The organism is Streptomyces monomycini (genome assembly GCF_022271435.1).
In the GTDB taxonomy this organism is placed as follows: Bacteria; Actinomycetota; Actinomycetes; order Streptomycetales; family Streptomycetaceae; genus Streptomyces; species Streptomyces monomycini.
Genome location: NZ_JAFIQY010000025.1, coordinates 62,179 through 85,875, shown reverse-complemented (window position 1 = coordinate 85,875; position 23,697 = coordinate 62,179). Strand labels below are relative to the sequence as shown.

The window sequence follows — 23,697 nt, the reverse complement described above, 5'->3', positions numbered from 1 at the left end:
CATGCGGCGCTACGGCAAGAACCCCGACGAGGACGACATCCGCGTCCGCCCCAACCGCAAGGGCAACCGCCCGCGGACGAACATCCGGCCCAAGCACGAGGACGCCAGCGAGGGCCTGGTCCTGACCGTCGACCGGGGCCGGCTCACCTGCCTCATCGAGGACCGCACGGTCATCGCGATGAAGGCCCGCGAGCTGGGCCGCAAGTCCGCCGTCGTCGGCGACCGGGTCGCGGTCGTCGGCGACCTGTCCGGCGCGAAGGACACCCTGGCGCGGATCGTCCGGGTCGAGCCGCGCAGCTCCACCCTGCGGCGGACGGCGGACGACGACGACCCGTTCGAGCGGGTGGTCGTCGCCAACGCCGACCAGCTCGCGATCGTCACCGCGCTCGCCGACCCGGAGCCGCGGCCGCGGCTGATCGACCGCTGCCTGGTCGCCGCGTACGACGCGGGCCTGGACCCGCTGCTGGTCCTGACCAAGTCCGACCTGGCCTCCGCCGACGCCCTCCTGGAGTCCTACGGCACGATCGGCGTCCCGTACATCGTCACCAACCGCGACGAACTGACCGACGGCACCGCCGCGGAGCGGGTCCGCGAGCGGCTGCGCGGCCACATGACCGCCTTCGTCGGGCACTCCGGCGTCGGCAAGACCACCCTCGTCAACGCGCTGGTGCCGGACCGCGCACGGGCCACCGGCCACGTCAACGCGGTCACCGGCCGCGGCCGGCACACCACCACCTCCGCGCTCGCGCTGCCGCTGCCCGACGACTCGGGCTGGGTCATCGACACCCCGGGCGTCCGCTCCTTCGGGCTGCACCACGTGGATCCGGCCCGGGTCATTCTCGCCTTCCCCGACCTGGTCCCCGGCACCGCCGACTGCCCGCGCGCGTGCAGCCACGACGAGCCGGACTGCGCCCTGGACCAGTGGGTGGCCGACGGCCACGCGGACCCGGCGCGGCTGTACTCGCTACGTCGCCTGCTGGCTACCAGGGAGCGACGCGAAGGGGACTGATCGCGCAAGTTTGCTGCCCTGCCGCCGCGGTGAATGCATAATCACACCAAGGCTGGCGAAGCGGTCACGGACCGTACGGAGGCAATGGACATGGCGTGGCTGCTCGTCGTGGTGGCGGGGCTCCTGGAGACCGGGTTCGCGGTCTGTCTCAAGCTCTCCCACGGCTTCACCCGGCTCTGGCCCACGATCGCCTTCGCCTGTTTCGCCCTCGGCAGCTTCGGCCTGCTCACCCTCTCGCTCAAGAAGCTGGACGTGGGCCCGGCCTACGCGGTGTGGACCGGCATCGGCGCCGCCGGCACCGCGATCTACGGCATGGTCTTCCTCGGCGACCTGGTCTCCACCCTCAAGCTCGTCTCCATCGCCTTCGTCATCGTCGGCGTGATCGGGCTTCAGCTTTCGGGGTCGGCGCACTAGGGCCAGCGCTGTTCTGTCGTCAGGCGCTGTATTGCCGTCCGGCTTCCGGTTGCCGCGGACGGTGGTCAGGGGCGGTGGTTGGCGTGGGCGAAGGCCCTGTGGAGCTGGCGGGTGAGGTCTTCCGGTTCGGCGGGGGCGACGACGTACGACAGGGTGAGGCGGGCTGCGGTGGCACAGGCGGTGCCCAGTTCGGGGAGGTCCTCCTTGGGCCAGTCGGCCTCCAGCGCCGCCATCGCGCAGTCGCTGAACCTGCTCACCAGGTCGGTCGGTCCCGGCGGGAGCCCGTCCGCGCGCGCCCCCGGCTGGCTGCTCGCGCCGCCGGGGTACGGTCCGCGCCGTCCCGGTATCCCGCCCGCCGGGGTCGGCAGGCGCTCGCTCCAGCATCCCGTCAGCGCCGCCCGTACGAGCGGATTGGTCCGTGCGGCCCGTACGGTCCACGCGGCCGCGGCCACCACCCGGGCCTCCACGTCACCACCCGTCCCTCCCGACCCGCCCGGCCCGGCGCCCGGGGCCGCCAGGGCCCGGGTGACGCCGGCGATATACCCTTCGGTCTCTCGCCGTACCAGGGCCCTGGCCAGGCCTTCCTTGCTGCCGAACTCGTTGTAGAGGGTCTGCCGGGACACCCCGGCCTCGGCCGCGACATCGACCATCCGGACGCCTGCCCACGGCCTGGCCGCGAGCGCCGCGTAGGCGGCGTCCAGCAGGGATTCACGCGCTGTAGGCATCGTCGCCTCCCAGGCCGCCGGCCCAGATGGCCGGTGTGCCGCACAGAATTGACTCGCCGCCAGGGGCTGTCAAGGGTCCGTACGCGCCGGGCAACCGGCGTCATGTGGCTCGTGCCCGAGACCAGTCGATACTGTTCGCACATGCCCGACTATCACGATGACCTTCGCCTCGGCCACGTCCTGGCGGACGCCGCCGACGCCGCGACCATGGAGCGGTTCAAGGCACTCGACCTCAAGGTCGAGACCAAACCGGACATGACTCCGGTGAGCGAGGCCGACAAGGCGGCCGAGGAACTGATCCGTGGTCATCTGCAGCGCGCCCGTCCGCGCGACGCCGTCCTGGGCGAAGAGTTCGGCAGCGAGGGCTCGGGGCCGCGCCGCTGGATCATCGACCCCATCGACGGCACGAAGAACTACGTGCGCGGGGTACCGGTCTGGGCCACGCTCATCGCCCTGATGGAGCGCGGCGAGGGCGGCGACCGCCCGGTGGTCGGCGTCGTCTCCGCGCCCGCGCTGAACCGCCGCTGGTGGGCGGCGGAGGGCCTCGGCGCGTACACGGGCCGCAGTCTGACCTCCGCGAGCCGGCTCCAGGCCTCGCAGGTGGGCCGCATCCAGGACGCGTCGTTCGCGTACTCCTCGCTCACCGGCTGGGAGGAGCAGGGCCGGCTGCCCGGCTTCCTCGAACTGTCCCGGGACTGCTGGCGCACCCGTGGCTACGGCGACTTCTGGCCGTACATGATGGTCGCCGAGGGCTCGGTGGACATCTGCGCCGAGCCGGAGCTGTCGCTGTGGGACATGGCGGCCTGTGCCGTCGTCGTGCAGGAGGCGGGCGGCCGGTTCACCGGCCTGGACGGCGCGCCGGGGCCGCACAGCGGGAACGCCGCGGCCTCCAACGGCCTGCTGCACGAGGAACTGCTCAGTTACGTCGGCGACGAGCGCCGCTGAAGGCGCGGCCCGGCCCGTACTGGCAGACGGACCGGCACCCGGGGGCGTGCGAACGGAAACCGTCCGTTCCGCGCCCCTTGTTGCACCCCCGGACGCATGTGAACATGAGAACACCGGAGCTTGTGAACTTGTGAATCGATTCGCAAGGTGCTCTCCGCAAGCGACAAGGAGGTGGCTCCATTCCATGCCCATGTACGTGCGCAACGCCATGAGCACGGTGGTCCTCACCATCGGGCCCGCCCACACCCTGCGCCAGGCAGCCCGTCTGATGGCCGCGCGGCGCGTCGGCGCGGCCGTCGTCCTGGACACGGACACCAGCGGCCTCGGCATCCTCACCGAGCGCGACATCCTCAACTCGCTGGGCGCGGGAGAGGACCCGGACCGGGAGACCGCGCAGGCCCACACGACCTCGGACGTGGTCTTCGCCGCTCCGGAGTGGACGCTCGACGAGGCCGCCACCGCCATGGTGCACGGCGGCTTCCGGCATCTCATCGTCCTCGACGACCTGGAGCCGGTGGGGATCGTGTCGGTCCGCGACATCATCCGGTGCCGGGCGTCGGTACCGGAACAGCGCGAGGAGCGGGTCACCCCCGTACCGGCGTGAGAGGCCTCACGCCGACATGACGGCCGGCGCCGTGGGGTGGTGGCTCTCACGGCGCGCGGCGACGGCCGTTGCCGCGAGAGTGCCGGCCCCCGCGATGCGGTGACGGCCCTCGCGGCGCGGTGACGGCGGGCGGGCGTACGGCGTACGGTGCGCGCGGCTGCGTGACCGCCCGCGCGCACGCGAAGAGGCCGGAGCCCATTGGCGTCCGGCCTCTTCGGTGTTACGGCAAGGGAAGGGTCAGCCGCGCAGGGCCTGGACCGCGGCCTCCAGCCGCTTGCCGTAGTCGGGGTCCGCCTTGCGGAAGTTCTCGATCGCGCGCTGGGCTATGTCGTCGCGCGAGACCTTGGAGATGAAGCCGGCCAGGTTGCCGACCAGGCGCTCCTTCTCCTCTTCCGTCATCAGGCGGTACAGGTTGCCGGCCTGCACGTAGTCGTTGTCCTCGGCGTGCGAAGGAGCCTGAGACTCACCGGTCGTGCCGCTCACCGCGATCGGCTGCCACATCGCCCGGCCGGTCTCCACCGGGCCGCCGAAGCTGTTCGGCTCGTAGTTCTTCGCGCCGCCGTGCCGGCCGTCGTAGAGCGCGCCGTCGCGGCCGTGCGAGCGGGCCTCGGTGGCGTGCGGGCGGTTGACCGGCAGGTGGTCGGCGTTGATCCCGACGCGGTAGCGGTGGGCGTCGCCGTACGCGAACAGCCGGCCCTGGAGCATCTTGTCGGGGGACGGGCCGATGCCCGGCACGAAGTGGTGCGGGGAGAAGATCGACTGCTCGACCTCGGCGAAGACGTTCTCCGGGTTGCGGTTGAGCTCCAGCTTGCCGATCTCGATCGGCGGGTAGTCCGCGTGCGGCCAGACCTTGGTCAGGTCGAACGGGTTGAAGCGGTACGTCGCGGCGTCGGCGGCCGGCATGATCTGCACCTGGACGGTCCAGCTCGGGAACTCGCCGCGCTCGATGGACTCGCGCAGGTCGCGCTGGTGGCTGTCCGGGTCCTCACCGGCGAGCTTGTCGGCCTCCGGCTGGGTGAGGCACTTGATGCCCTGGTCGGTCTTGAAGTGGTACTTGACCCAGAAGACCTCGCCGGCCTCGTTGTTCCACTGGTAGGTGTGCGAGCCGAAGCCGTCCATGTGGCGGTAGGACGCCGGGATGCCGCGGTCACCGAAGAGCCAGGTCACCTGGTGGGTGGACTCGGGCGACAGACCCCAGAAGTCCCAGACGTTGTCCGCCTCCTGCGAGCCGGTGTACGGGTCGCGCTTCTGGGTGTGGATGAAGTCGGGGAACTTGATGGCGTCCTTGATGAAGAACACCGGGGTGTTGTTGCCGACGAGGTCGTAGTTGCCCTCTTCGGTGTAGAACTTCAGCGCGAAGCCGCGCGGGTCGCGCACCGCGTCGGCGGAGCCGAGGTTGCCGGCGACCGTGGAGAACCGCAGGAACGTCTCGGTCTGCTTGCCGACCTCGGAGAGGAACTTGGCGCGGGTGTACCGCGAGACGTCCGCGGTCAGGGTGAACGTGCCGTAGGCGCCGGCGCCGCGGGCGTGCACCACACGCTCCGGGATGCGCTCGCGGTTGAAGTGCGCGAGCTTCTCCATCAGGAGCTGGTCCTGGATGAGTCCGGGACCGCCGATGCCAGCCGTCTCGCTGTTCTGATTGTCCGCGACCGGAGCCCCGGCCTCCGTGGTCAGCGGTCCGGTGCTGCTCTGTACCGACACGTGCGCCTCCTGAGTCATGAACCTGCCCTTGGCTTGCGCCGAAACCGATCCTACATTGGACATTGTCTAAGTCAAGAAGAACCCGAAACTCGTACCGGATCCGGTGATGGACGAGCCACTGCTACCCTGGCCTTATCTGACTGATAGGTGATTGGCATGAGTGACCTGCTGGAACGACTCCGGGGACGCGGCTGGCGGCTGACCGCGCAGCGACGCGTCGTCGCCGAGGTCCTCGACGGGGACCACGTCCACTACACCGCTGACGAAGTGCACGCCCGGGCGACCGAGCGCCTGCCGGAGATCTCGCGCGCGACCGTGTACAACACGCTCGGCGAGCTGGTCTCGCTCGGCGAGGTGCTGGAGGTCAGCACGGACGGCCGCGCCAAGCGGTACGACCCCAACGCCCACCACGACCACCAGCACCTGGTGTGCTCGCGGTGCGGGACGATAAGGGACGTCCACCTGGACAGCGACCCGCTCGCCGCCCTGCCGGTGCCGGAACGGTTCGGCTTCCAGGTCTCCGAGGTGTCGGTGACGTACCGGGGCATCTGCCCGAACTGCCACTCCCACAGCTGACCCGGGCGACGGCCGCGCCACCGGCGCCGGCCCGCCCACGGAGAGAGCCCGCGCCGTCCGGTGCGGGCTCTTCGGCGTATGCGCCTCCCCCACACCCCTGAATCGTCCCGGTTAAGGCGTTTTCGACCGATCCGCCGGGGCACCCAGGGCCCAGGAGGTGGTCACCGTGCCCGAGCCCGGCAGCAAGGACTACGACAAGCGCCGCGCCCGGCTCCGCAAGGACGCCGAGAACAGCGGTATCAACGATCAGCAGGCCAACGAGGAGGCCAACGAGATCCTCCAGAACGAGGAGGGCCGGCGCAGCCGGGGCCCGCGCACCGAGCGCGGCCGGGGCCCGAAGGGCGAACGCGGCGCCGGATGACGCGCCGGCACCCCGCGCGCCCGTACGGCGAAGCTCCGAGCGCCCATACGACGAAGGCCCGGATTCCTGAGAATCCGGGCCTTCGTCTTCAGTAGCGGGGACAGGATTTGAACCTGCGACCTCTGGGTTATGAGCCCAGCGAGCTACCGAGCTGCTCCACCCCGCGCCGTTGTGTGTCTACTGTAACCGCACCGCGACGACCAGCGCAAATCACGTTCCGTCGGGCTGGGGCCAGCGGCATCCGGGGCACCGGGTCGCGGGTGGACAGCGTCGTACGGAGCAGCCCGGCCCCGTACGACGCGCCCGCCTCCCGCACGCGTCGTCCTACGCGCTCAGCTCCTCCTGGAGCGCCTCGCGCAGCCGCGCCGCGCGCTCCGCGACCTCCGGCGGCCCCAGTTCCACGGCCCGCCGGCACCACTGGTGCCCCTCGGCGAGGGCGCCGCGCCGGGCGGCGAGCAGGGCCAGCCGCAGGGCGGCGCGCCCGTGCCCGTCCTCGGCGGCGCGGGTCCACCACAGGGCGGCCTCGGGCAGACTGCCCTCCCGGGCCAGCAGCAGGCCGAGGTTGAAGGCGCCGTTGCGGCTGCCCGCCTCGGCCGCGGCGCGGTACCAGCGCGCGGCCTCGACCACATCGCCCCGCGCCGCCGCGAACATGCCAACCCGGACCTGGGCGCGCCGGTGCCCCTGCCGCGCGGCGTGCTCGTACCACCGGGTGCACTCGGCGTCCTGCCGTCGCTCGACCGCGCCACCGTCGCGGCGGTCCAGCAGGTCGGCGAGGCGGAACGCCGCCTCGGCGCTGCCGCCGTCCGCCGCGCAGCGCAGGTGCCGCTCGGCGGCCTCCGTGTCACCGTCGCGCAGGTGGACGATGGCCACCTGGAGGGCCGCCTCGGTGTGCCCGGCCGCCGCGGCGCGCTCGTACCACTCGTGCGCCATCCGCTCCGCGCCGCGTTCCGCGTACAGGATGCCGAGGTTGAAGGCGGCGTCCACGCTGCCCGCCTCGGCGGCCTTGGAGAACCACGGCTCGGCGCCCGCCGAGTCGCCGCGCTGGAGCAGCATGATGGCGAGCGCGTTGGCGGCCTCGCGGTGTCCGGCGTAGGCGGCGCGGCGGTACCACTGCTCGCCGCGGCCCTCCCGGCCCTGTTCGGCGCAGAGCAGGCCGATGTTGTACGCGCCGTTCACATCGCCCGCGTCCAATGCGGCGCGGTACCAGCGTTCGGCGGTCTGCGTCTCGCCCCGGTCGGCGTGCAGCGCGCCCAGCGCGTTGGCGGCATTGCCGTCGCCGTCCTGGGCGGCGCGGCGCCACCACTCGGCGGCGCTCTCCTCGTCGCCCGCGTCGCGCAGCAGGAAGCCGAGGGCGCAGGCGGCCCGCGCCTCACCGCCCTTGGCCGCGGTCAGGTACCAGCGGCCCGCTTCCTGGGTTTCCCCGCGCTCCTCCAGGAGCGTGCCCAGGTGCAGTGCGGCGCGACGGTGCCCGCGCGCGGCGGCCTGGCGGTACCACTGCTCGGCCTCGGCGTCCGGGGTACCGTCGCCGCCCAGGGCGTTGGCGCGGTCGTCCAGCAGGCGGGCGAGGCGGTACGCGGCTTCGCGGTGCCCGCGCTCGGCGGCGGCGCGGAACCAGCGCTCGGCGCCCACGTCGCCGCGGTGCTCCAGGAGGTCGGCGAGGGCGTACGCGCCGAGGCAGTGTCCCGACTCGGCGGACTGGCGCAGCCAGTACTCGGCCGCGGGCTCGTCGCCGCGCTCCCGGTAGAAGCGGCCGAGCGCGTGGGCGGCCGCGGCGGATCCGGCGACGGCGGCGATACGCCACCAGCCCGCCGCCTCGTCGGCGTACCCGCGCTGGTGCAGCAGGACGCCCAGGTTGTTGGCGGCCGCGCGGTCGCCCGCCGCGGTGGCGGAGCGCAGGTACGGTTCGGCGCCGTCCAGGTCGCCGCGGCGCAGCAGCATCGCGCCCAGCACGCTCATGGCGGCGGTGTCGCCGGCTTCGGCGGCCCGGCGGTGGTGGGCTTCGGTCACGGCTTCGGACGCCTCCGCGGCGGCGTCGGCCTCGATCACGTCCAGCGGCATGTCGGCATCACGCTGGTCCGGAAGCACGGTGTCCCGTCCACCCGGTGTCCCGGATTCGCGCCCGTCGTCGGGCGCGTGCACAAACCGGCCTGTCTCCAACAACCTTGCCTTGTCCCCCATGAGGGCCATCGTCGCACCACCCGCAACCCGCGTACACCTGGTATACCGCAGCCAGTGAGGTCACTACAGCGTTTTGTCGACTTCCCGATACAGAGACATGCCAAACTCCGTTCTCCTCCACTGTCGTTCACATCTGGGAAAGGCGCGCCCGTCCGGGCGTGTCGCGCCACACATGACGAAGGCCCGGATCCCAAGGATCCGGGCCTTCGTTCTTCAGTAGCGGGGACAGGATTTGAACCTGCGACCTCTGGGTTATGAGCCCAGCGAGCTACCGAGCTGCTCCACCCCGCGCCGTTGTGTATCCAAGGTACCACGGCGCGGAGGGGTGCCCGGCCCACCGGTCGCTTCCGGGGGCCGGGCCGCGGTGTCAGCTACCGCCGGTGCCGCCGTTCTTGCCGGCGTCCTCCTTCTGCGGGACCTTCTCCGCCGCCTCGACGGCCCGCTCCAGGGCCGCCTTCAGCCTCTTCTGCGCCTCGCCGAAACCGGCCCAGTCGCCTTCCTTCAGGGCCTTCTCGCCGTCCTCACGCGCCTTCTCGGCGTCGGCGACAGCCTGTTTGTACGTCTGGCCGCCGGGCGGCTGCTTGCCCGTGTCACCGCCGTCGGACGGCGGCTGCTCCGTGCCGGAGCCCGGCGGCTTCTTGCCGAACACGACATCGAGGGCCTCGGCCAGGTTGTTGCCCAGCACGGGGTCGTTCTCGCCGTAGCTGACCAGCACCTTCTTCAGCAGCGGGTAGTTGGTGCCCGCGCCGCGCAGGTAGACCGGCTCCACGTACAGCAGGCCGCCGTTCATCGGGACCGTCAGCAGGTTGCCGTACTCGATCTCGGAGTCGCCGAGTTTCTTCAGGATGTTCAGCTCGTTGGCGATCTTCGGATCGGAGTTGAACTTCGACTGGACCTGCTGGGGTCCCGGCACCGGTGTCTGGGACGGCAGTTTCAGCACTCTGATCTTGCCGTAGTCACCACTGGTGGCATTGGCGTCGACCGCCATGAACGCCCCCAGGTTGTCCCGCTTGTTGGGGGTGAACGTCGTGGTGAGCGCGAAGGTCTGGGCCTTCTGGTCCGGCATCTTCAGGCTCTGGTAGTACGGCGGCACCGAGTTGCCCGACTTGTTCGTCGGGTCGTTCGGGACCTGCCAGCGCTCGCTGCCCGTGTAGAAGGTGTTCGGGTCGGTGACGTGGTATGTCGTCAGCAGCTGGCGCTGCACCTTGAAGAGGTCCTGCGGGTAGCGCATGTGCTCCATCAGGGACTTGCTGATGGAACTCTTCTTCTCGACCGTCCCGGGGAACGACTTCATCCAGGTCTTCAGGACCGGGTCCTTGGTGTCCCACTCGTAGAGCTTGACCGAACCGTCGTAGGCGTCGACCGTGGCCTTGACCGAGTTGCGGATGTAGTTGACCTGGTTCTGCTGGGCGACGACCGCCCGCTGACCGTCGGTGAGCGAGTCGGCGGTGGTGTCACCGAGCGTGGTGCGCGAGGCGTACGGATAGCCGTTGCTCGTCGTGTAGGCGTCGACGATCCACTTGATCCGGCCGTCGATGACCGCCGGGTAGGCGTCGCCGTCGATGGTCAGCCAGGGGGCGACCGCCTCCACGCGCTCCTTGGGCGTGCGGTTGTACAGAATCCGCGAGCCCTTGCCGATGGCGCCCGAGTAGAGGATCTGCGGCTCACCGAACGCGACCGCGTAGGCGGCGCGGTTGACCGGGTTGTCGAGGTTGACCCCGCTCTTGCCGGTGTAGCTGTAACTCTTCTCGCCGCTCTTGTCGGAGGAGTAGTCCAGCTCCTTCTGCGGCCCGCCCACGATCGAGTACTGGGTGGTCTTCTCGCCGTAGTACACCCGCTGCTCGTACGGGCCGAACTGGCCCTTCGAGGGCAGCTCGCTCTCGGTGTAGGCCGGCTCGCCGCCCTCGGCGAACGTGGTGCCCTTGGCCGCCACGGCGCCGAAACCGTGGGTGTACTTGAAGTGGTCGTTGATCCAGTTGCGCTCGGAGACGCCGTTGAGGTTCAGCTCACGCAGACCGATGACGGTGTCCTGGTCCTTGCCGTCCTTGTCCTTGTACCGGTCCACGTCGAGCGTCGACGGGAACTGGTAGTAGCTGCGGACCTGCTGGCGCTGCTGGAAGGACGGGGAGACCACGTTCGGGTCGAGCAGCCGCACGCTCGCCGTGGTGTCGGCGGCGTCGCGCAGCTTCTCCCGTTCCGTGTCGTTCTTCGGCTTGTAGTTGCCGTCGTACCCCTGCACGTCGACACCCTTGATGTCGTACGCGTCGCGGGTCGCCTCGATGTTCTGCTTGATGTACGGCGCTTCCTTGGCCTGCTCGTTCGGCTGGACCTGGAACTTCTGCACGATGGCCGGGTACAGGCCGCCGATGAGGACCGCGGAGAGCACCATCAGGCCGAAGCCGATGACCGGCAGCTGCCAGGTACGGCGCCACAGCGTCGCGAAGAAGAGCACCGCGCAGATCGCCGCGATGAAGAACAGGATCGTCTTGGCGGGCAGGTAGGCGTTGGCGTCCACATAGCGCAGACCGGTCCAGCCGTCGGCGGACTTCAGCCCGCTGGACTTCACCGCCAGGCCGTACCGGTCGAGCCAGTACGCGACGGCCTTGAGCGACACGAAGACGCCCAGCACCACGGAGAGGTGGCCGGTGGCGGCGGCCGTCGCGCGCGAGCCGGGGCTCGTGACGCGCAGCCCGCCGTACAGGTAGTGGGTGAGCGCCGCGGCGATCAGGCACAGTACCGCGCACGCGAAGCCGAAGCTGAGCAGGAAGCGGTACCAGGGCAGGTCGAAGGCGTAGAACGCGACGTCCTTGCCGAACTGCGGGTCCTTCTGGCCGAACGGCACGCCGTTCACCCACTGGAGCCACGTACGCCACTGGCCGGAGGCCGACGCGCCGGCGATCAGACCCACCACCGCGGTGACCGCGAGCAGCGCCCACTTCTTGTACGGGGCGAGGCCCATCCGGTAGCGGTCGAGGCTCTGCTGCTCCATGGACATCGCGCTCAGCGGCGGCCGCAGCCGGTGCGCCAGCCAGATGTTGATGCCGACCGCGGCGGCCATCAGGGCGCCGAAGGCGAGAAAAAGTCCGATCTTCGTCAACAAAGTGGTGGTGAAGACCGAGGAGTAGTGGACCGACCGGAACCAGAGCCAGTCGGTCCAGAACCCGGAGAACATGACGAAGAGCATGGCCAGCACGGCCAGCACGCCCAGTGTCATGAGCAGGGTCCGGATCCGCCGGGACGGTCGGCCGACTCTGATCCGTGGCCCTGTCGGGCCTCCGCCGCGGTCCGGCATCTGGAAAGCCAAGGTGCGCACCTCGAAGTTCGCTGTCGTGTTGAGCAGGCCCGGCGATAGTAGGACCCACTGTTGCAACTTACTAAGGCTTTACCCGGTTCCCGTTTTCCGGGGTCAGCAGGGCACGATATTGAGCATGAACAACCTTCCCGTCGACGGCACCCCCCTCGCCGCCAGCCCGCTGACCCGTGCCGTACTCGAAATCGACGAGTACGCCGCCGGGCTCGGCTGGGACCAGCCCGCCCGCCTCTTCGCCCTCGTGGACACCGCCCAGCTGCGTGAGCAGGAACCCTCGCTCGCCGAGCAGCTCGGTATCGACGACTCCACCACCGCCTCGCTGACCCCGGTCGAGCAGGACGAGATCCCGGCCGGCGCCCCGCTGGACGAGTTCCTGGCCACCATCGGCTGGCCGGACGCGGTGGCCGGCTGCGCGATGACCGTCGAGCGGCTGATGCTGCCGCCGTCCGCGGAGGACTCCGTCCCGAAGGGCATGGACGACGCGCAGATCGCCAAGTGGGTCGCCGATCACCCGGACCGCCAGGAGGTGCGGATGACGGTGGCGGTGCTGCGGGACGGCACGCGCGAGTCGGCGCTGCGGCTGCGGGAGAAGGACTCCACGTCCGAGGTGCTGACCGGCTCGCAGCTCGTGCCGGGGCTGGCGGACGCGCTGTCCGCCACCTTCGAGAGCTGACGCCGCGGCCCGCCCGGGGCCGGGGCGGGTGCCCCGGCCCGGCCGCCGCGGCACGGGGCCGGCGGTCTCTTACGGGTCCTCCACGGGCCCCGCGGGCCTACGGGCGCGGCAGCGGCTGCCGGGCCCGATGCCGGAGCTGCCGCCCGGCCCGGGGCGGGCCGCCTACTTGTTCGCGGGGCAGCTCGGCAGGTCGGCCGTGTCCCCCTTGCGGATCTTCTCCAGGGACTTCAGCGCGTCCTGGATGGTGTCCACCTTGACCAGGCGCAGGCCGTCCGGGTGGTCGTCGACGACGGACGCGCAGTTGTCCTTGGGGGTGAGGAAGTACTCGGCGCCCTTGTTGCGCGCGCCGACCACCTTCATCGCGATACCGCCGATCGGGCCGACCTTGCCGTCGGCGTCGATCGTGCCCGTACCGGCCACGAACTTGCCGCCGGTCATGTCCTCGGGCGTGAGCTTGTCGATGATCCCGAGAGCGAACATCAGCCCGGCGCTGGGGCCGCTGACGTCGGCCAGCTTGATGTCGACGTCGAACGGGAACGTGTAGTCGATGCCGGCCTGGATGCCCACGACCGACCGGCCGCCCTCCGCCTTCGCGGTCGTGACGGCGACGTCCTTGGTGGGCCCTTCGGGGCGCTTGCCCTTCTTCTGGGCCGCGGCCGCCTCCTTGGCGGGAATGACCGTGAAGACGGCCTGTTCGCCCGGCTTGTGCCGGGTGACCAGCTTCGCCACGTCGGTGTTGGCCTTGACCGCCGTACCGTCCACGGCCTTGATCACGTCACCGGCGTGCAGCTTGCCGTCCGCGGGGGCGTCCTTGACGACGGATGCCACGACCGTCTGGGAGCCCACCGGGATGTTCAGCTGCTTGAACGCGGCGACCTTGGCGCTCTCCAGGGACTGGGTGAACTCCTCGGCGTTCTGCTGGTCGGACTGCTCCGCCGTCTGGCCCTCCGGGTAGAGCGTCTTGTGCGGCACCACGAGGCTGTCGTGCTTGAGCCAGCCGACGACCGCGGCGAAGAGGTTCATGCGGTACTCGGCGCCGGTGACCCGGACGGTGACCATGTTCAGATGGCCGGAGGTCGGATACGTCTTGTGGCCGGATATCTGCAGCACCGGCTCGCCCTCGTGCTCGCCCAGGGTGTTGGTCGTGGGCCCCGGATACATCTCGGAATACGGAACGGGAATCACCATCCCGGCGCAGATCAGCGCAATCAGCATCACGAGAGAGGCGAGCAGCGTCGCGGTGCGGCGTGGCATGGAACGACAGTACGGGACGCCTCCGACACCCGGCCTCGGGGGCCGTCCGTCCGGGGGCGGACGGGGCGGGGTGCGGAGCGGGTCACGGGACGCGGTGCCCCGGAACCGCCGCGGACGCGGCGGGGCGAGGGCGGCGGGAAACCGGAACCATGGCGGCCGCTCGCGTCCGCGTACGACGGCCACGGCCCCGGTCATGGCCCCGGCTCAGCCCGTCAGGCTCGCGCCGCGTCCGAACCGGAATGCGCCTTCTCCGGTTTCTCCATCGCCTCCCGGAACCGCGCGTAGCCCGCCAGTTCCGCGACGTCCCCGGTCCTGCGGTTGCGTGATGCCCAACTGCTCCACACGACGGCGGCGATGACGGCGAGAACCGGAATCAGCAACCAGAGGAGCGCTCCCATAGCGGCCTCCCGACCCCTTGTAACAACCGCAACGACGAATAAGCAGATTAACCATCTGCCAGGTCAACGCTCACGCCAGGGGGCGGGTTACGCAACTGGAGCGCGCGTAAAGGCTTCACCGACGCCGCCCGGAACCGCCGCCACCGCCGGAAACCGGCCGTCAGCAGGCACCGACCCACTCCTGGGTACCGTCCGAAAAACGCTGGTTCTTCCATATCGGCACCTCGTGCTTGAGGTCGTCGATCAGCCGCCGGCAGGCCGCGAACGCCTCCGCGCGGTGCGGGCAGGAGACCGCCACGACGACCGCCAGGTCGCCGACGGCCAGCTCACCCACGCGGTGCACCGCGGCCATCGCGCGTACGGGGAAGTCGGCGGCCACCTTCTCGGCGACGCGGCGCAGTTCGGCCTCGGCACTCGGGTGCGCCGAGTAACCGAGGGCGTCGACGTCGGCGCCGCCGTCGTGGGAACGGACCGTACCGACGAACAGGGCCGTGCCGCCGGCGGCGGGATCGCCGACGGCCGCGAAGACCTCGTCCAAGGACAGCGGGGTGTCACGGACCGCGAGGAGGCGGATCGCGTCCGCCGCACCCTGCTCGCCCGGGTGGTCATACGTGCCTGGCATGGCTCCATCGTGCCGTACGGGGCGGCCGCCCGGGGCATGGGCTTTCCGCCGGTCCTGTGACGGGGCGTGTTGGAGGCTCCTACAGGCGCGGGGCGGGCGGGGCCGGCGCGGGGCCTCGGCACGGCCGTACGGGCGCTGCTCCGGGGCCGCTGCGTGGCCGTACGGGGGCCGCTGCGTGGCCGTACGGGCCGTCGGGGCCTGTCCGGAGTCGGCGCTGCGGAACGGGCCCGGCACGGCCGTACGGAGCCGTCGTCGCCGTACGAGCCCTCCCCCACGGCCGAGACGTAGCGCACCCGCCCCTGCCGCCTCAGATGCGCCGGCGCGCCTTACGGGCGCGGCGGACCAGAGCGGCGGTGCCCAGAAGGGCGACCGTCGCGCCGGCCGCTCCGGCCGCGGTGGCGTCCTTGCGGCCCAGGCGGCGGCCGGCGACCGTGTACCGGCCCGCCACCTCCTCCAGCAGCTCGGCCAGCACCTCCTCGTTCGTCCACCGGGGCCGCCAGCCCGCCTCGTGCAGCCGGCTGCCGCTGACCACCCACGGGTGCATCGTGTAGGCCAGGTCTCCGGCGGGCGACGGCGTGAGGCCGATGCGGTGCAGCCGGGCGGCGGCGCCGAGCGCCACCGAGGACGGCAGCTCCATGCGCCGGATGCCGGACAGCTCCTCGACCTCCTCCTGCTCCAGCCACCCGTCGCAGCCCACCGCCAGCTCGCCCTCGACCTTCTCCAGCGCGGCGTACTCCAGGGCGCTGACCAGGTCCTCCACATGACAGAACTGCCAGGCGGGGCGGGAACCGGCGACGACCAGCAGCCGCGGCGACTCGAAGTAACGGGTCAGGGCGGTGTCCGTGCCGCCCACCAGGACGGTGGGGCGCAGGACGGTGACGTTCAGGCCGGGGTGCGCGCGGGGCGCGCGGTGGGCCAGGCGCTCGATCTCCAGAAGGTCGCCGACCCCGGTGGCGTCGGCGGTGGCCCGCAGCTCGGCGTCCTCGGCCAGCGGCACGTCGTTGTCCGGGAGCGCGCCGTAGACCATGGCGGAGGTGCAGAGCACGACCCGGTGCACGCCGGCGGCCGCCGCGGCCGTGAGGACCGTCTGCGTACCGCGCACGTTGTACGCCGTACGCGCGGCCGCGTCGGTCTCCAGGTCGAGGTCGACGGCGAGGTGCACGACGACATCGGCGCCGCGCAGCTTGTCGGCGATGGCCGGGTCCCGGACGTCCAGGACGTGCCAGTGCGCCTCGGCGATCTCGCCGCGCCGCTCGTCGATGGCCACGACCCGCTTGACCTCGTCGGACTCGGTCAGCGCCTGGGTCAGCAGGGCACCCACGCCGGAGGCGGCGCCGGTGACCGCGACGACGGGGCGGCGCAGCGGCCGGGCGGGCTCGCCGTCCGCCTGTTTTCCTGCGTGCTCGGTCTCGGCAGCGGTGTTTCGCGCTGCGCGAACGGTCGGATCTGGGGAACTCACCGGGCGTCTCCAGCGGTTGTCTTCAGTGCGTAGGCGTGCTGACGCCGTACGTACCAGGTGGCGTCCATCCTGCCGCAGGCACCGGGACGGCGAAGCACCGAGCCCCGAAGCGGGGCGGGTGTCTAGGCTGGAAGAGAATGTCGGGCAGCCGCCGCCGGCCCCCTGGCCGGCGGCCCTACGAGCCGAGGAAACCCGTGAGTGACACCCCATTTGGATTCGGCCTTCCGCCGGAGGAGCCGGAGGACGGCGACAACGGCAAGAAGAAGGGCGGCCAGGGAGGTAGCCAGGGCCCCGCGAACCCGTTCGGATTCGGCGGCGGGAGCGGCGGCGCGGACAACCCGTTCGCGGCGCTCTTCGGCGGCACGGGCGGCCCTGGTGGCGAGATGAACCCTGGCGATCTTGGCGCCGCCTTCCAGAAGCTGGGCCAGATGCTCTCGTACGAGGGCGGCCCGGTGAACTGGGACATGGCCAAGGACATCGCGCGGCAGACCGTCGCGCAGGGCGCCGAGGACGGCACCAAGGACGCCAGTGTCTCCCCCGGAGAGCGGGCGGCCCTCGAAGAGGCCGTGCGCCTCGCCGACCTGTGGCTGGACGGCGTGACGTCGCTGCCCTCGGGCGCGAGCACGGTGCTGTCGTGGAGCCGCGCCGAGTGGGTCGAGGAGACCCTGCCGGTGTGGAAGGACCTGGTGGACCCGGTCGCGGAGCGCGTCGGCGCGGCCATGGGCGACGTCCTGCCCGAGGAGATGCAGGCCATGGCGGGCCCGCTGCTCGGCATGATGCGCTCCATGGGCGGCGCCATGTTCGGCACCCAGATCGGGCAGGCGCTGGGCGTCCTGGCCGGTGAGGTCGTCGGCTCCACCGACGTCGGACTGCCCCTGGGCCCGGCCGGCAAGGCCGCGCTGCTGCCCGGGAACATCGCCAACTTCGGCTCCGGCCTCGGCGTGCCCGAGGAGGAGGTGCGGCTCTACCTGGCCCTGCGCGAGGCCGCCCACCAGCGGCTCTTCGCCCACGTGCCGTGGCTGCGCTCGCACCTGTTCGGCGCGGTCGAGGGTTACGCCCGCGGCATCAAGGTCGACACGACCAAGCTGGAGGACGTGGTCGGCCAGCTCGACCCGCAGCACCCCGAAGAGCTGCAGAACGCCCTTCAGCAGGGCATGTTCCAGCCCGAGGACACCCCGGAGCAGAAGGCGGCGCTGGCCCGGCTGGAGACGGCGCTGGCCCTCGTGGAGGGCTGGGTGGACGCGGTGGTGCACGCCGCCGCCTCCCCGCACCTGCCGTCGGCCGACGCGCTGCGCGAGACGCTGCGGCGGCGCCGGGCGACCGGCGGCCCGGCCGAGCAGACCTTCGCCACCCTCATCGGCCTGGAGCTGCGTCCGCGGCGCCTGCGGGACGCCTCGCGGCTGTGGGCCCTGCTGACGGACGCCCGTGGCCTGGACGGCCGGGACGCGCTCTGGGAGCACCCGGACATGCTGCCGACCGCCGCCGACCTGGACGACCCGGACGGCTTCGTCCACCACGAGCAGCTGGACTTCTCCGAGCTGGACAAGATGCTCGGCGAGGCGGCGGGCGGCGCCGGGAAGCCGGACCTGACCAAGGAGACGGACGAAGGAACCGGTCAGGACGGTTCGGCCGAGGGCGGCAAGCCCGGGGGCGACGGCGAGAAGTGAGTCTTCACGACGACGCGGCGCGGGTCCTCAAGGAGTGGCCCGCGCCGTCCCCCGAGCAGGAGCGGCTGCGGCTCTCCTACCTGGACCACCTGGCGTCCCACCCCGACGGCATGGGCAAGCCCTGCAAGGACGGGCACATCACGGCCAGTGCCCTGGTCATCGACCCGGCGCGCGGGCGGGTGCTGCTGACGCTGCACCGCAAGCTCAAGATGTGGCTCCAGATGGGCGGACACTGCGAGCCCGAGGACGCCACGCTCGCGGACGCGGCGCTGCGCGAGGCCCGCGAGGAGTCCGGGATCGCGTCCGGGCTGACGCTGCTGGGCGGGCCGGTGCGCCTGGACCGGCATCTGACGCCGTGCGCGTGGCATCTGGACGTGCAGTACGCGGCGCTGGCGCCCGAGGGGGCCGAGGCGGTGATCAGCGACGAGTCGCTGGACCTCCGCTGGTTCCCGTACGACGAGGTGGCGGCCGTGGCGGACACCTCGGTCGTCCGCCTCGTGGAGCGCACCCGCGCGCTTCTGTAGGACGCGCGGCGGCCGCCCGCGCTCTCTCACGGAGAGGGCGCGGGCGGCCGGCGTGTCTCAGTTGGTGAAGATGTTCCCCTGGTTCTGGCCGTGGGCGCCCTGCTGCCCCATGCCGAACTGGGCGGCCAGGCCGGACCCGATGGCCGCGTTCTGCGGCGGCAGCAGCTCGCTCGGCTGGACGAGCGCGTAGCCCTGCCCCAGGAAGCTCAGTTCCCAGCCCTCGCCTGTGTTCCCGCGGCGGCGCCACACGCCCGAGGAGTGCGTCTGTGCCTGCATCTGCACCCGCAGCGAGGCGGACCAGGCGACCACCGCGTCCGCGTCGGCGTTGACGTACTTGTCCGGGGTGACCCGCATCACCAGCGGCTGGCCCGAGGTCATCAGCACGACCTTGCCGCGGCCGGAGATGTTGAGCTGGTACTTGCCGGTGCCGGAGATCCCGTACTGGCTGTCCACCGAGATCACCTCCCAGTGGAGGCCGGAGTCCAGCGCCAGCACATAACTGCTGTCCACGGTCAGGCCGTCGTGGTCGACGTCCATGACGTGCACATACTGCGCGAGATTGGCCAGGTAGACGGTGCCCTGCCCGGAGACGCGCATCAGGTCCAGACCCTCACCGGAGGCGGCGCGGGCGTGCTGCTGCCCCGGGGTCTGGTAGTTCCCGTCGAACTCCAGCAGCCCTTGGTAGGCGACCATGCTGCCCTTACGGGCGAGCAGGTCCTCGTGGCCTTGCAGGGCGACCCGCAGCAGCTGCGGGTTCTGCAGGGTGTACCGGTCCTGGGTCTGCGCCTCGGTGTAGGCGAAAAGCGGACTCTGCATGATGGCTCGACCTCCTCCCCTCAGCCCCGGGCCCGGAGCCGGTCGGTGCTGTCCTCACTGGGCTGTACGACGACGAAGCCCTGCCCGGAGAAGCCGAGCTGGTACGCCTCGCCGCTGCCGCGCCCGATCATCGAGGACGCCTTGAAGCTGCGCTTGCCCTTCATCTTCAGGTTCGTCGACCAGGCCACGAGCGCGTCCGGGTCGACGTAGGTCTCGTCCTCGCCGCGGCCGCAGTCCACCACGATCGGGGTGCCGCGGGAGGTCAGCGCGACCCAGCCGGTGCCCGAGATGCCGACGTTGAAGAGCCCCTGACCGGCGAACTTCGCCATGCCCTTGACGCGCTGCACGCCCCACTGGAGGTGGGCGTCGAAGGCCAGCAGGTTGGTGCCGTTGACGGAGATCGAGTCGCCGTCGAGGTTGACGCAGACGACGTCGGCGCCGTAGTCGGCGAGGTAGAGCAGGCCGTCGCCGGTGCACTTCATCAGGGGCGCGCCCTCGCCGGTCAGCCACTGGGAGGCCATCTGGCGGACCGCGGGCGGGTTGGGCTCGTACTGGACGAAGCCCTCGTAGGCGACCATCGAGCCGGTGCGGGCGAAGACGTCCTGGCCGCTCTGCATGGCGATCTTCACCATGGCGCTGCCGTGGTTCTCCATACGGGCGACGGGTGCGGTCGGGGCATGGCCCGGTGCTTGCTGTTCGTACATGGCGGGCTCCCTCAGACCTCGTAGGGCTGGACGACGACGAAGTTCCCGGGCGCGCCGCGGAACTGGAGGTTCACGGTCTCGCCGGAGTGTCCCGGGTAGGCGCTGCGGCGCAGGCTGACCTGACTGGAAATGATCACCTGAGAGGCGGCCGACCAGGCGACGACAGCGTTGGCGTCCGCGAAGGTCGTGGGGGTGACCGGGAGGACGACGGGGGCGCCCTGGGTCTTCACGACGACCGTGCCGCTGCCCTGGAACTGCATGGTGAACAGCGCGCCGCCGGGGATGCCGTGCCCTTCGATGCGGCGGGTCTCGTACTGGAGCGACTCGTCGAAGGCGAGCACGCTCTCGGCCGACACGCAGATCGCGTCACCCTGGAGCTCGATGGGGTGCACATGGGCGCTGTTGTCCGCGAAGAACACCTGGCCCTGGCCCGTGCAGCGCATCAGCTGCATCTCCTGGCCGGTGGCGTTGCCCACGATGCGGCCCCGGATGCCGGCGCCCTTGTAACTGAAGTCGACCTTGCCCTGGTAGAGGACCATGCTGCCCTGCCGGGCGAGCACCGGCTGTCCGTCGATGCCGAGATCGGCGCGGATCAGTTTCTCGTTCTGCGGGGTCCACCGCTGCCCTGTGGGCGCTTCGCGGTATTTCTCCAGGACGACGCTGAGGCCGGGGCCGCCCTTCTGGATCTGCGGCTGCCCGTACGGGGCGGGCTGGCCCTGAGGCGCTCCGTACGGGGCCGGGGCCTGCTGCCCGGGGAGCGGGCCGCCGGGCTGTCCGTACGGGGCCTGAGGCGGGGCTTGCGGCGGCGCTTGGGGTGCCGCCTGGGGCGACTGGCCCGGCTGGCCGTACGGCGGCGCCTGCTGGTGCGGGGGCTGGCCGTACGGGGGCTGCTGTCCGGGGAACTGACCGGGCGGTGCGCCGGGCGGCGCCAGCGGGGCCGCGATCGTCGGAGCGGTGTGCACCTGCGCGGCGGGCTGCTGGGGCGGCGGGGCTTGCGGCGGCTGCGCCTGGGCCGGGACCTGCGGCTGCGCGGGCTGCCCTTGGGCTGCCGGAGCGGGCTGTCCTTGGGCTGCCGGAGCGGCGAAGCCCGGCGCGGGCTCGGAAGCGGTGGGCGGCGCGAAGCCCGGCACGCCGTCCTGCGGCGCCGGATCGGGCTCTGGCGCGGGCTCCTCCTCCGCGACCTCACCGCCGAAGTTCTTCAGCAGCGCTTCCAGACCGCCGTCGAAGCCCTGCCCGACCGCGGCGAAGCGCCACACGTCCTTCAGGTAGAAGTCGCCGAGCATCACGGCACGCTCGGTGCTGAACTCGGCACCGTCGAACGCGTAGCGTGCGACCTCCTCGCCGCCCGCGACGATGCGCAGGTAGCCGGGGCCGATCTGGGACATCTGGCCCGCGCCGTCGAGCGTGGCGGTGAAGGACAGCTTCCGGATGTGCTGCGGTATCCGGTCGAGCGTGACCCGGAAGGACTCGGTGTCGCCCGCCTGGGCGCCCAGCAGCTGGACGGACCCCTCGGGGGAGGCAGGCTGGTTGAAGAAGACGAAATACCGGTCGTCCGAGAGCCGCTCGTCCGCGTCGAGACCGAAGCAGCTGATGTCGAAGGACAGTCCGGAACCCGCGATCCGCACCCCTACGTACAGATCCGTCCCGGCCGTCAGGTCACTGATCCTGGCCTTGTGGCCCCGCTGGAATTCCCTGGCCATACGTAACGACCGTCCCCCGCTCCCGCTCCGCGCTCTGATGACGTCGCGCCAGGCTAACCGCTGCCGCCGACAGCGGGCGATGCCGGGCGCGGAGCGAACCGGGCGGAACCGGCCCTATTCCGTACGGGCCGCGGGCAGATGCGGCAACCGCTCCGCCGCGACGACCCCTTCGAGATAGCCGCGCGCACGCTCCGTACGCGGGTACGACTCCAGAAGCTGCCAGAAACGCTGCCCATGACCGGGGACGAGAAGATGCGCCAGCTCGTGCAGGAGGACGTAGTCGACGACGTACTCCGGCATCCCCTGGAGCCGGTGCGAGAGGCGGATGCTGCCCTCGGCGGGGGTGCAGGAGCCCCAGCGGGTGTTCTGGTTGGTCACCCAGCGCACCGTGGCAGGCCGGGCGCGGCCGTCCAGGTACTGCTCCGACAGGCGCTCCGCGCGCTCGGCCAGCTCACTGTCGCCGAGTGTGCGCCGGCTCTCCTGCGCGGCGAGCTTGTCCAGCATCACGGTGACCCAGCGCCGTTCCTCGGCCTCGGACATCCGGGCCGGGATCAGGACGACGGTGCGGTCCCCCTCCCGGTAGGCGGAGACCGTGCGGCGTCGCCGCGAGCTTCTGCGCACCTCGACCGGGCTCGTCGCGGGGCCCCCGGTCGCGGAACGCGTGGCGGTCCTGCGGGGAGGGTCTGCGGCTCGGCGCAAAGGGTCGGCGGGCACGCCCCGACGTTACCCGCTGCCCGTGCGGGAAGTCTTGTCCCCGGCCTCCGCCATGTTCCCGGACCCCTCAAGGACGGGTACGGCTTGTATGACTATTGCCCGGGGGCTGTGGACAACTTCCGGCGGCCGTCGCCCGGCCGCGGGATGCTGAAGACCGCTGGACGAGATGCGATCGACGGGGGCGGCTTCATGTATCCGATGCTCAAGCCCGCGCTGCGGCGCGGATGGCGAAACCGGGAGACGGTGCGGTTCGGGGTGGCCCCGGCGCACGCGGTGGAACTGGGCCCGGTGGACACGGCCACCGGGAGTTTTCTGGCCTTGATCGACGGCACACGGAGTCCGGAGCAGCTCGCCGACGCCGCCGAGTCGCTGGGGCTGCCGGCCGGGCACGCGCGGCGGATGGTGGACCGGCTGGAGCGGGCCGGCCTGCTGGACGCGCCGACGGCTGGCGGTCCGGCGGCCGACGCGGTGCGCGCCGACTCCGCGGCTTTCGGCCGACTCCGGGCGGATCTCGCGTCGCTGTCCGTGCGCCATCCCGAGGCGGCGGGCGGACTGGAGCGGATGGGGGCGCGCCGGGCCATACGGGCGCGGGTGCGCGGCGCCGGCCGGGTGGGTGCTTCGGTGGCGGCCCTGCTGTCGGCGGCGGGCATCGGGCGGGTGGAGGTGCAGGACGGCGGGAAGGTCGAGCCCTGGGACGTCGTGCCGGGCGGGGTGCGGGCGGAGCAGATCGGCGCGCGCCGGGACACCGCCGCCCGCAGTCTGGTCCACCGCGCCTCGCCCTGGTCACGGCGGCTGCGGTCCGGGGGCGAGCCGTCCGGCTCCGGTGAGCCGGGCCTCGGACTCGTCGTGGTCGCCCCGCGCGACGGCCTCGCCGCCTACGCGCCCGACCCGGTCCTGTACGAGCCCTTCGTGACCGCGGGAATCCCGCACCTGTTCGCCGGGGTGGTCGAAGGGACCGGGGTGGTGGGTCCGCTGGTCCTGCCGGGTGACTCCTCCTGCGCCGGCTGCCTCCAGCTGCGGCGTACGGACGCGGAGCCCGCCTGGCCGCGGCTGCTGGCCCAGTGGCGCTCGGGGCGCGGCGCGCCGGCCGTTCCGGCGTGCGACGCGGCGCTGGCGACGACGGTGGCGGGGCTGGCCGCCGTACAGGCGCTGGCGTTCCTGGACGGTCAGTTGCCACCCTGCACAGGGGCCCGGATCGAGGTCGCGCTGCCCTGTGCGGACTGGCGGACGACCAAGGTCGCGCCGCATCCGGAGTGCGGCTGCGGCGCGGCGGGACCGGCCGGCGCCACGGCTGCCTCGGATCCGCGCCGGCAACACGTAACAATGGCGGAGTAACCCCGGTT

The 23,697-nt window shown here is 71.7% G+C and carries 22 protein-coding genes and 2 tRNA genes; 10 read left to right on the top strand and 14 right to left on the bottom strand.

The genetic code is table 11. The annotated features are described in order from the left end of the window. Position 1 precedes the first annotated feature (1 nt). Positions 2-1,009: a ribosome small subunit-dependent GTPase A gene (gene rsgA / locus JXZ78_RS25520; RefSeq protein ID WP_030022115.1), complete on the top strand. Its 1,008-nt coding sequence runs from the start codon at positions 2-4 to the stop codon at positions 1,007-1,009. A gap of 90 nt (positions 1,010-1,099) precedes the next feature. Next, positions 1,100-1,423, top strand: coding sequence for a DMT family transporter (locus JXZ78_RS25515; protein WP_030022114.1), 324 nt, complete (start codon positions 1,100-1,102; stop codon positions 1,421-1,423). 65 nt (positions 1,424-1,488) lie between these two features. On the opposite strand, the gene JXZ78_RS25510 is transcribed toward JXZ78_RS25515, so the two are convergent. Then, positions 1,489-2,148 carry a TetR/AcrR family transcriptional regulator gene (locus JXZ78_RS25510; RefSeq protein WP_030022113.1) on the bottom strand — a complete coding sequence of 220 codons (660 nt, stop codon included), beginning with the start codon at positions 2,146-2,148 and terminating at the stop codon, positions 1,489-1,491. A gap of 141 nt (positions 2,149-2,289) precedes the next feature. Between JXZ78_RS25510 and hisN the strand changes: the two genes are divergently transcribed. Beyond that, positions 2,290-3,093 (top strand): histidinol-phosphatase, encoded by an 804-nt coding sequence (gene hisN / locus JXZ78_RS25505; RefSeq protein ID WP_030022112.1) that lies wholly within the window; start codon positions 2,290-2,292, stop codon positions 3,091-3,093. A gap of 190 nt (positions 3,094-3,283) precedes the next feature. Then, the gene (locus JXZ78_RS25500) at positions 3,284-3,697 is read left to right on the top strand and encodes a CBS domain-containing protein (protein ID WP_030022111.1); all 414 of its coding nucleotides are present in this window, start codon (positions 3,284-3,286) and stop codon (positions 3,695-3,697) included. A 237-nt stretch (positions 3,698-3,934) separates the two neighbouring features. Here JXZ78_RS25500 and JXZ78_RS25495 read toward each other — a convergent pair whose 3' ends face one another. Next, positions 3,935-5,416, bottom strand: coding sequence for a catalase (locus tag JXZ78_RS25495; protein ID WP_030022110.1), 1,482 nt, complete (start codon positions 5,414-5,416; stop codon positions 3,935-3,937). 138 nt (positions 5,417-5,554) lie between these two features. Between JXZ78_RS25495 and JXZ78_RS25490 the strand changes: the two genes are divergently transcribed. Together JXZ78_RS25490 and JXZ78_RS25485 are read left to right on the top strand one after the other, a co-directional pair. Further along, on the top strand, positions 5,555-5,974 hold the full coding sequence (locus JXZ78_RS25490) for a Fur family transcriptional regulator (RefSeq protein ID WP_030022109.1): 420 nt from the start codon (positions 5,555-5,557) through the stop codon (positions 5,972-5,974). Between the two features lie 166 nt (positions 5,975-6,140). Continuing rightward, positions 6,141-6,335 (top strand): hypothetical protein, encoded by a 195-nt coding sequence (locus JXZ78_RS25485; RefSeq protein ID WP_030022108.1) that lies wholly within the window; start codon positions 6,141-6,143, stop codon positions 6,333-6,335. Positions 6,336-6,427: 92 nt separating this feature from the next. On the opposite strand, the gene JXZ78_RS25480 is transcribed toward JXZ78_RS25485, so the two are convergent. The 4 genes from JXZ78_RS25480 to JXZ78_RS25465 form a co-directional block, all read right to left on the bottom strand. Continuing rightward, positions 6,428-6,501, bottom strand: a tRNA-Met gene (locus JXZ78_RS25480). 158 nt (positions 6,502-6,659) lie between these two features. Then, a complete protein-coding gene (locus JXZ78_RS25475) occupies positions 6,660-8,522 on the bottom strand; it encodes a tetratricopeptide repeat protein (protein WP_078624465.1) in 1,863 nt (620 codons plus the stop codon). 208 nt (positions 8,523-8,730) lie between these two features. After that, a tRNA-Met gene (locus JXZ78_RS25470) sits at positions 8,731-8,804 on the bottom strand. 76 nt (positions 8,805-8,880) lie between these two features. After that, the gene (locus JXZ78_RS25465) at positions 8,881-11,805 is read right to left on the bottom strand and encodes a UPF0182 family membrane protein (protein WP_063726132.1); all 2,925 of its coding nucleotides are present in this window, start codon (positions 11,803-11,805) and stop codon (positions 8,881-8,883) included. 136 nt (positions 11,806-11,941) lie between these two features. Here JXZ78_RS25465 and JXZ78_RS25460 point away from each other — a divergent pair, with 136 nt between their 5' ends. Continuing rightward, positions 11,942-12,496, top strand: coding sequence for a PPA1309 family protein (locus JXZ78_RS25460; protein ID WP_030022105.1), 555 nt, complete (start codon positions 11,942-11,944; stop codon positions 12,494-12,496). 162 nt (positions 12,497-12,658) lie between these two features. Here the strand turns inward: JXZ78_RS25460 and JXZ78_RS25455 are convergent, their stop codons facing one another. From JXZ78_RS25455 to JXZ78_RS25440, 4 genes are all read right to left on the bottom strand, one after another. After that, a complete protein-coding gene (locus JXZ78_RS25455; protein ID WP_030022104.1) occupies positions 12,659-13,750 on the bottom strand; it encodes a YlbL family protein in 1,092 nt (363 codons plus the stop codon). Between the two features lie 212 nt (positions 13,751-13,962). Then, positions 13,963-14,148 (bottom strand): hypothetical protein, encoded by a 186-nt coding sequence (locus JXZ78_RS25450; RefSeq protein WP_030022103.1) that lies wholly within the window; start codon positions 14,146-14,148, stop codon positions 13,963-13,965. Between the two features lie 160 nt (positions 14,149-14,308). Continuing rightward, complete coding sequence (locus JXZ78_RS25445) at positions 14,309-14,770, bottom strand: molybdenum cofactor biosynthesis protein MoaE (RefSeq protein ID WP_030022102.1); 462 nt, start codon at positions 14,768-14,770, stop codon at positions 14,309-14,311. A 307-nt stretch (positions 14,771-15,077) separates the two neighbouring features. Then, complete coding sequence (locus JXZ78_RS25440) at positions 15,078-16,229, bottom strand: SDR family oxidoreductase (protein ID WP_030022101.1); 1,152 nt, start codon at positions 16,227-16,229, stop codon at positions 15,078-15,080. Positions 16,230-16,423: 194 nt separating this feature from the next. Here JXZ78_RS25440 and JXZ78_RS25435 point away from each other — a divergent pair, with 194 nt between their 5' ends. After that, positions 16,424-17,896, top strand: coding sequence for a zinc-dependent metalloprotease (locus JXZ78_RS25435; RefSeq protein WP_030022100.1), 1,473 nt, complete (start codon positions 16,424-16,426; stop codon positions 17,894-17,896). Beyond that, positions 17,893-18,420, top strand: a complete 528-nt coding sequence (locus JXZ78_RS25430; RefSeq protein ID WP_030022099.1) for an NUDIX hydrolase — start codon at positions 17,893-17,895, stop codon at positions 18,418-18,420. The genes JXZ78_RS25435 and JXZ78_RS25430 overlap by 4 nt, the downstream gene beginning before the upstream one ends. Positions 18,421-18,477: 57 nt before the next feature. Here JXZ78_RS25430 and JXZ78_RS25425 read toward each other — a convergent pair whose 3' ends face one another. The 4 genes from JXZ78_RS25425 to JXZ78_RS25410 all read right to left on the bottom strand — a co-directional run bounded on the left by JXZ78_RS25425 (position 18,478) and on the right by JXZ78_RS25410 (position 22,354). Beyond that, complete coding sequence (locus tag JXZ78_RS25425) at positions 18,478-19,236, bottom strand: AIM24 family protein (RefSeq protein WP_030022098.1); 759 nt, start codon at positions 19,234-19,236, stop codon at positions 18,478-18,480. 20 nt (positions 19,237-19,256) lie between these two features. Beyond that, positions 19,257-19,940, bottom strand: coding sequence for an AIM24 family protein (locus JXZ78_RS25420; RefSeq protein ID WP_030022097.1), 684 nt, complete (start codon positions 19,938-19,940; stop codon positions 19,257-19,259). An 11-nt stretch (positions 19,941-19,951) separates the two neighbouring features. Then, positions 19,952-21,640: a TerD family protein gene (locus JXZ78_RS25415; RefSeq protein WP_030022096.1), complete on the bottom strand. Its 1,689-nt coding sequence runs from the start codon at positions 21,638-21,640 to the stop codon at positions 19,952-19,954. Between the two features lie 114 nt (positions 21,641-21,754). Continuing rightward, positions 21,755-22,354 (bottom strand): M48 metallopeptidase family protein, encoded by a 600-nt coding sequence (locus JXZ78_RS25410; RefSeq protein WP_033038690.1) that lies wholly within the window; start codon positions 22,352-22,354, stop codon positions 21,755-21,757. 189 nt (positions 22,355-22,543) lie between these two features. On the opposite strand from JXZ78_RS25410, the gene JXZ78_RS25405 reads away from it, so the two are divergent. Continuing rightward, positions 22,544-23,689, top strand: coding sequence for a TOMM precursor leader peptide-binding protein (locus JXZ78_RS25405; RefSeq protein ID WP_030022093.1), 1,146 nt, complete (start codon positions 22,544-22,546; stop codon positions 23,687-23,689). Positions 23,690-23,697 lie beyond the last annotated feature (8 nt).

Excerpts from the sequence above, each read along its gene's own strand:
- rsgA (WP_030022115.1), top strand. The coding sequence starts at position 2 with ATGCGGCGCTACGGCAAGAACCCCGACGAGGACGACATCCGCGTCCGC.
- JXZ78_RS25515 (WP_030022114.1), top strand. The coding sequence starts at position 1,100 with ATGGCGTGGCTGCTCGTCGTGGTGGCGGGGCTCCTGGAGACCGGGTTC.
- JXZ78_RS25510 (WP_030022113.1), bottom strand. The coding sequence starts at position 2,148 with ATGCCTACAGCGCGTGAATCCCTGCTGGACGCCGCCTACGCGGCGCTC.
- hisN (WP_030022112.1), top strand. The coding sequence starts at position 2,290 with ATGCCCGACTATCACGATGACCTTCGCCTCGGCCACGTCCTGGCGGAC.
- JXZ78_RS25500 (WP_030022111.1), top strand. The coding sequence starts at position 3,284 with ATGTACGTGCGCAACGCCATGAGCACGGTGGTCCTCACCATCGGGCCC.
- JXZ78_RS25495 (WP_030022110.1), bottom strand. The coding sequence starts at position 5,416 with ATGACTCAGGAGGCGCACGTGTCGGTACAGAGCAGCACCGGACCGCTG.
- JXZ78_RS25490 (WP_030022109.1), top strand. The coding sequence starts at position 5,555 with ATGAGTGACCTGCTGGAACGACTCCGGGGACGCGGCTGGCGGCTGACC.
- JXZ78_RS25475 (WP_078624465.1), bottom strand. The coding sequence starts at position 8,522 with ATGGCCCTCATGGGGGACAAGGCAAGGTTGTTGGAGACAGGCCGGTTT.
- JXZ78_RS25465 (WP_063726132.1), bottom strand. The coding sequence starts at position 11,805 with ATGCCGGACCGCGGCGGAGGCCCGACAGGGCCACGGATCAGAGTCGGC.
- JXZ78_RS25460 (WP_030022105.1), top strand. The coding sequence starts at position 11,942 with ATGAACAACCTTCCCGTCGACGGCACCCCCCTCGCCGCCAGCCCGCTG.
- JXZ78_RS25455 (WP_030022104.1), bottom strand. The coding sequence starts at position 13,750 with ATGCCACGCCGCACCGCGACGCTGCTCGCCTCTCTCGTGATGCTGATT.
- JXZ78_RS25450 (WP_030022103.1), bottom strand. The coding sequence starts at position 14,148 with ATGGGAGCGCTCCTCTGGTTGCTGATTCCGGTTCTCGCCGTCATCGCC.
- JXZ78_RS25445 (WP_030022102.1), bottom strand. The coding sequence starts at position 14,770 with ATGCCAGGCACGTATGACCACCCGGGCGAGCAGGGTGCGGCGGACGCG.
- JXZ78_RS25425 (WP_030022098.1), bottom strand. The coding sequence starts at position 19,236 with ATGCAGAGTCCGCTTTTCGCCTACACCGAGGCGCAGACCCAGGACCGG.
- JXZ78_RS25420 (WP_030022097.1), bottom strand. The coding sequence starts at position 19,940 with ATGTACGAACAGCAAGCACCGGGCCATGCCCCGACCGCACCCGTCGCC.
- JXZ78_RS25415 (WP_030022096.1), bottom strand. The coding sequence starts at position 21,640 with ATGGCCAGGGAATTCCAGCGGGGCCACAAGGCCAGGATCAGTGACCTG.
- JXZ78_RS25405 (WP_030022093.1), top strand. The coding sequence starts at position 22,544 with ATGTATCCGATGCTCAAGCCCGCGCTGCGGCGCGGATGGCGAAACCGG.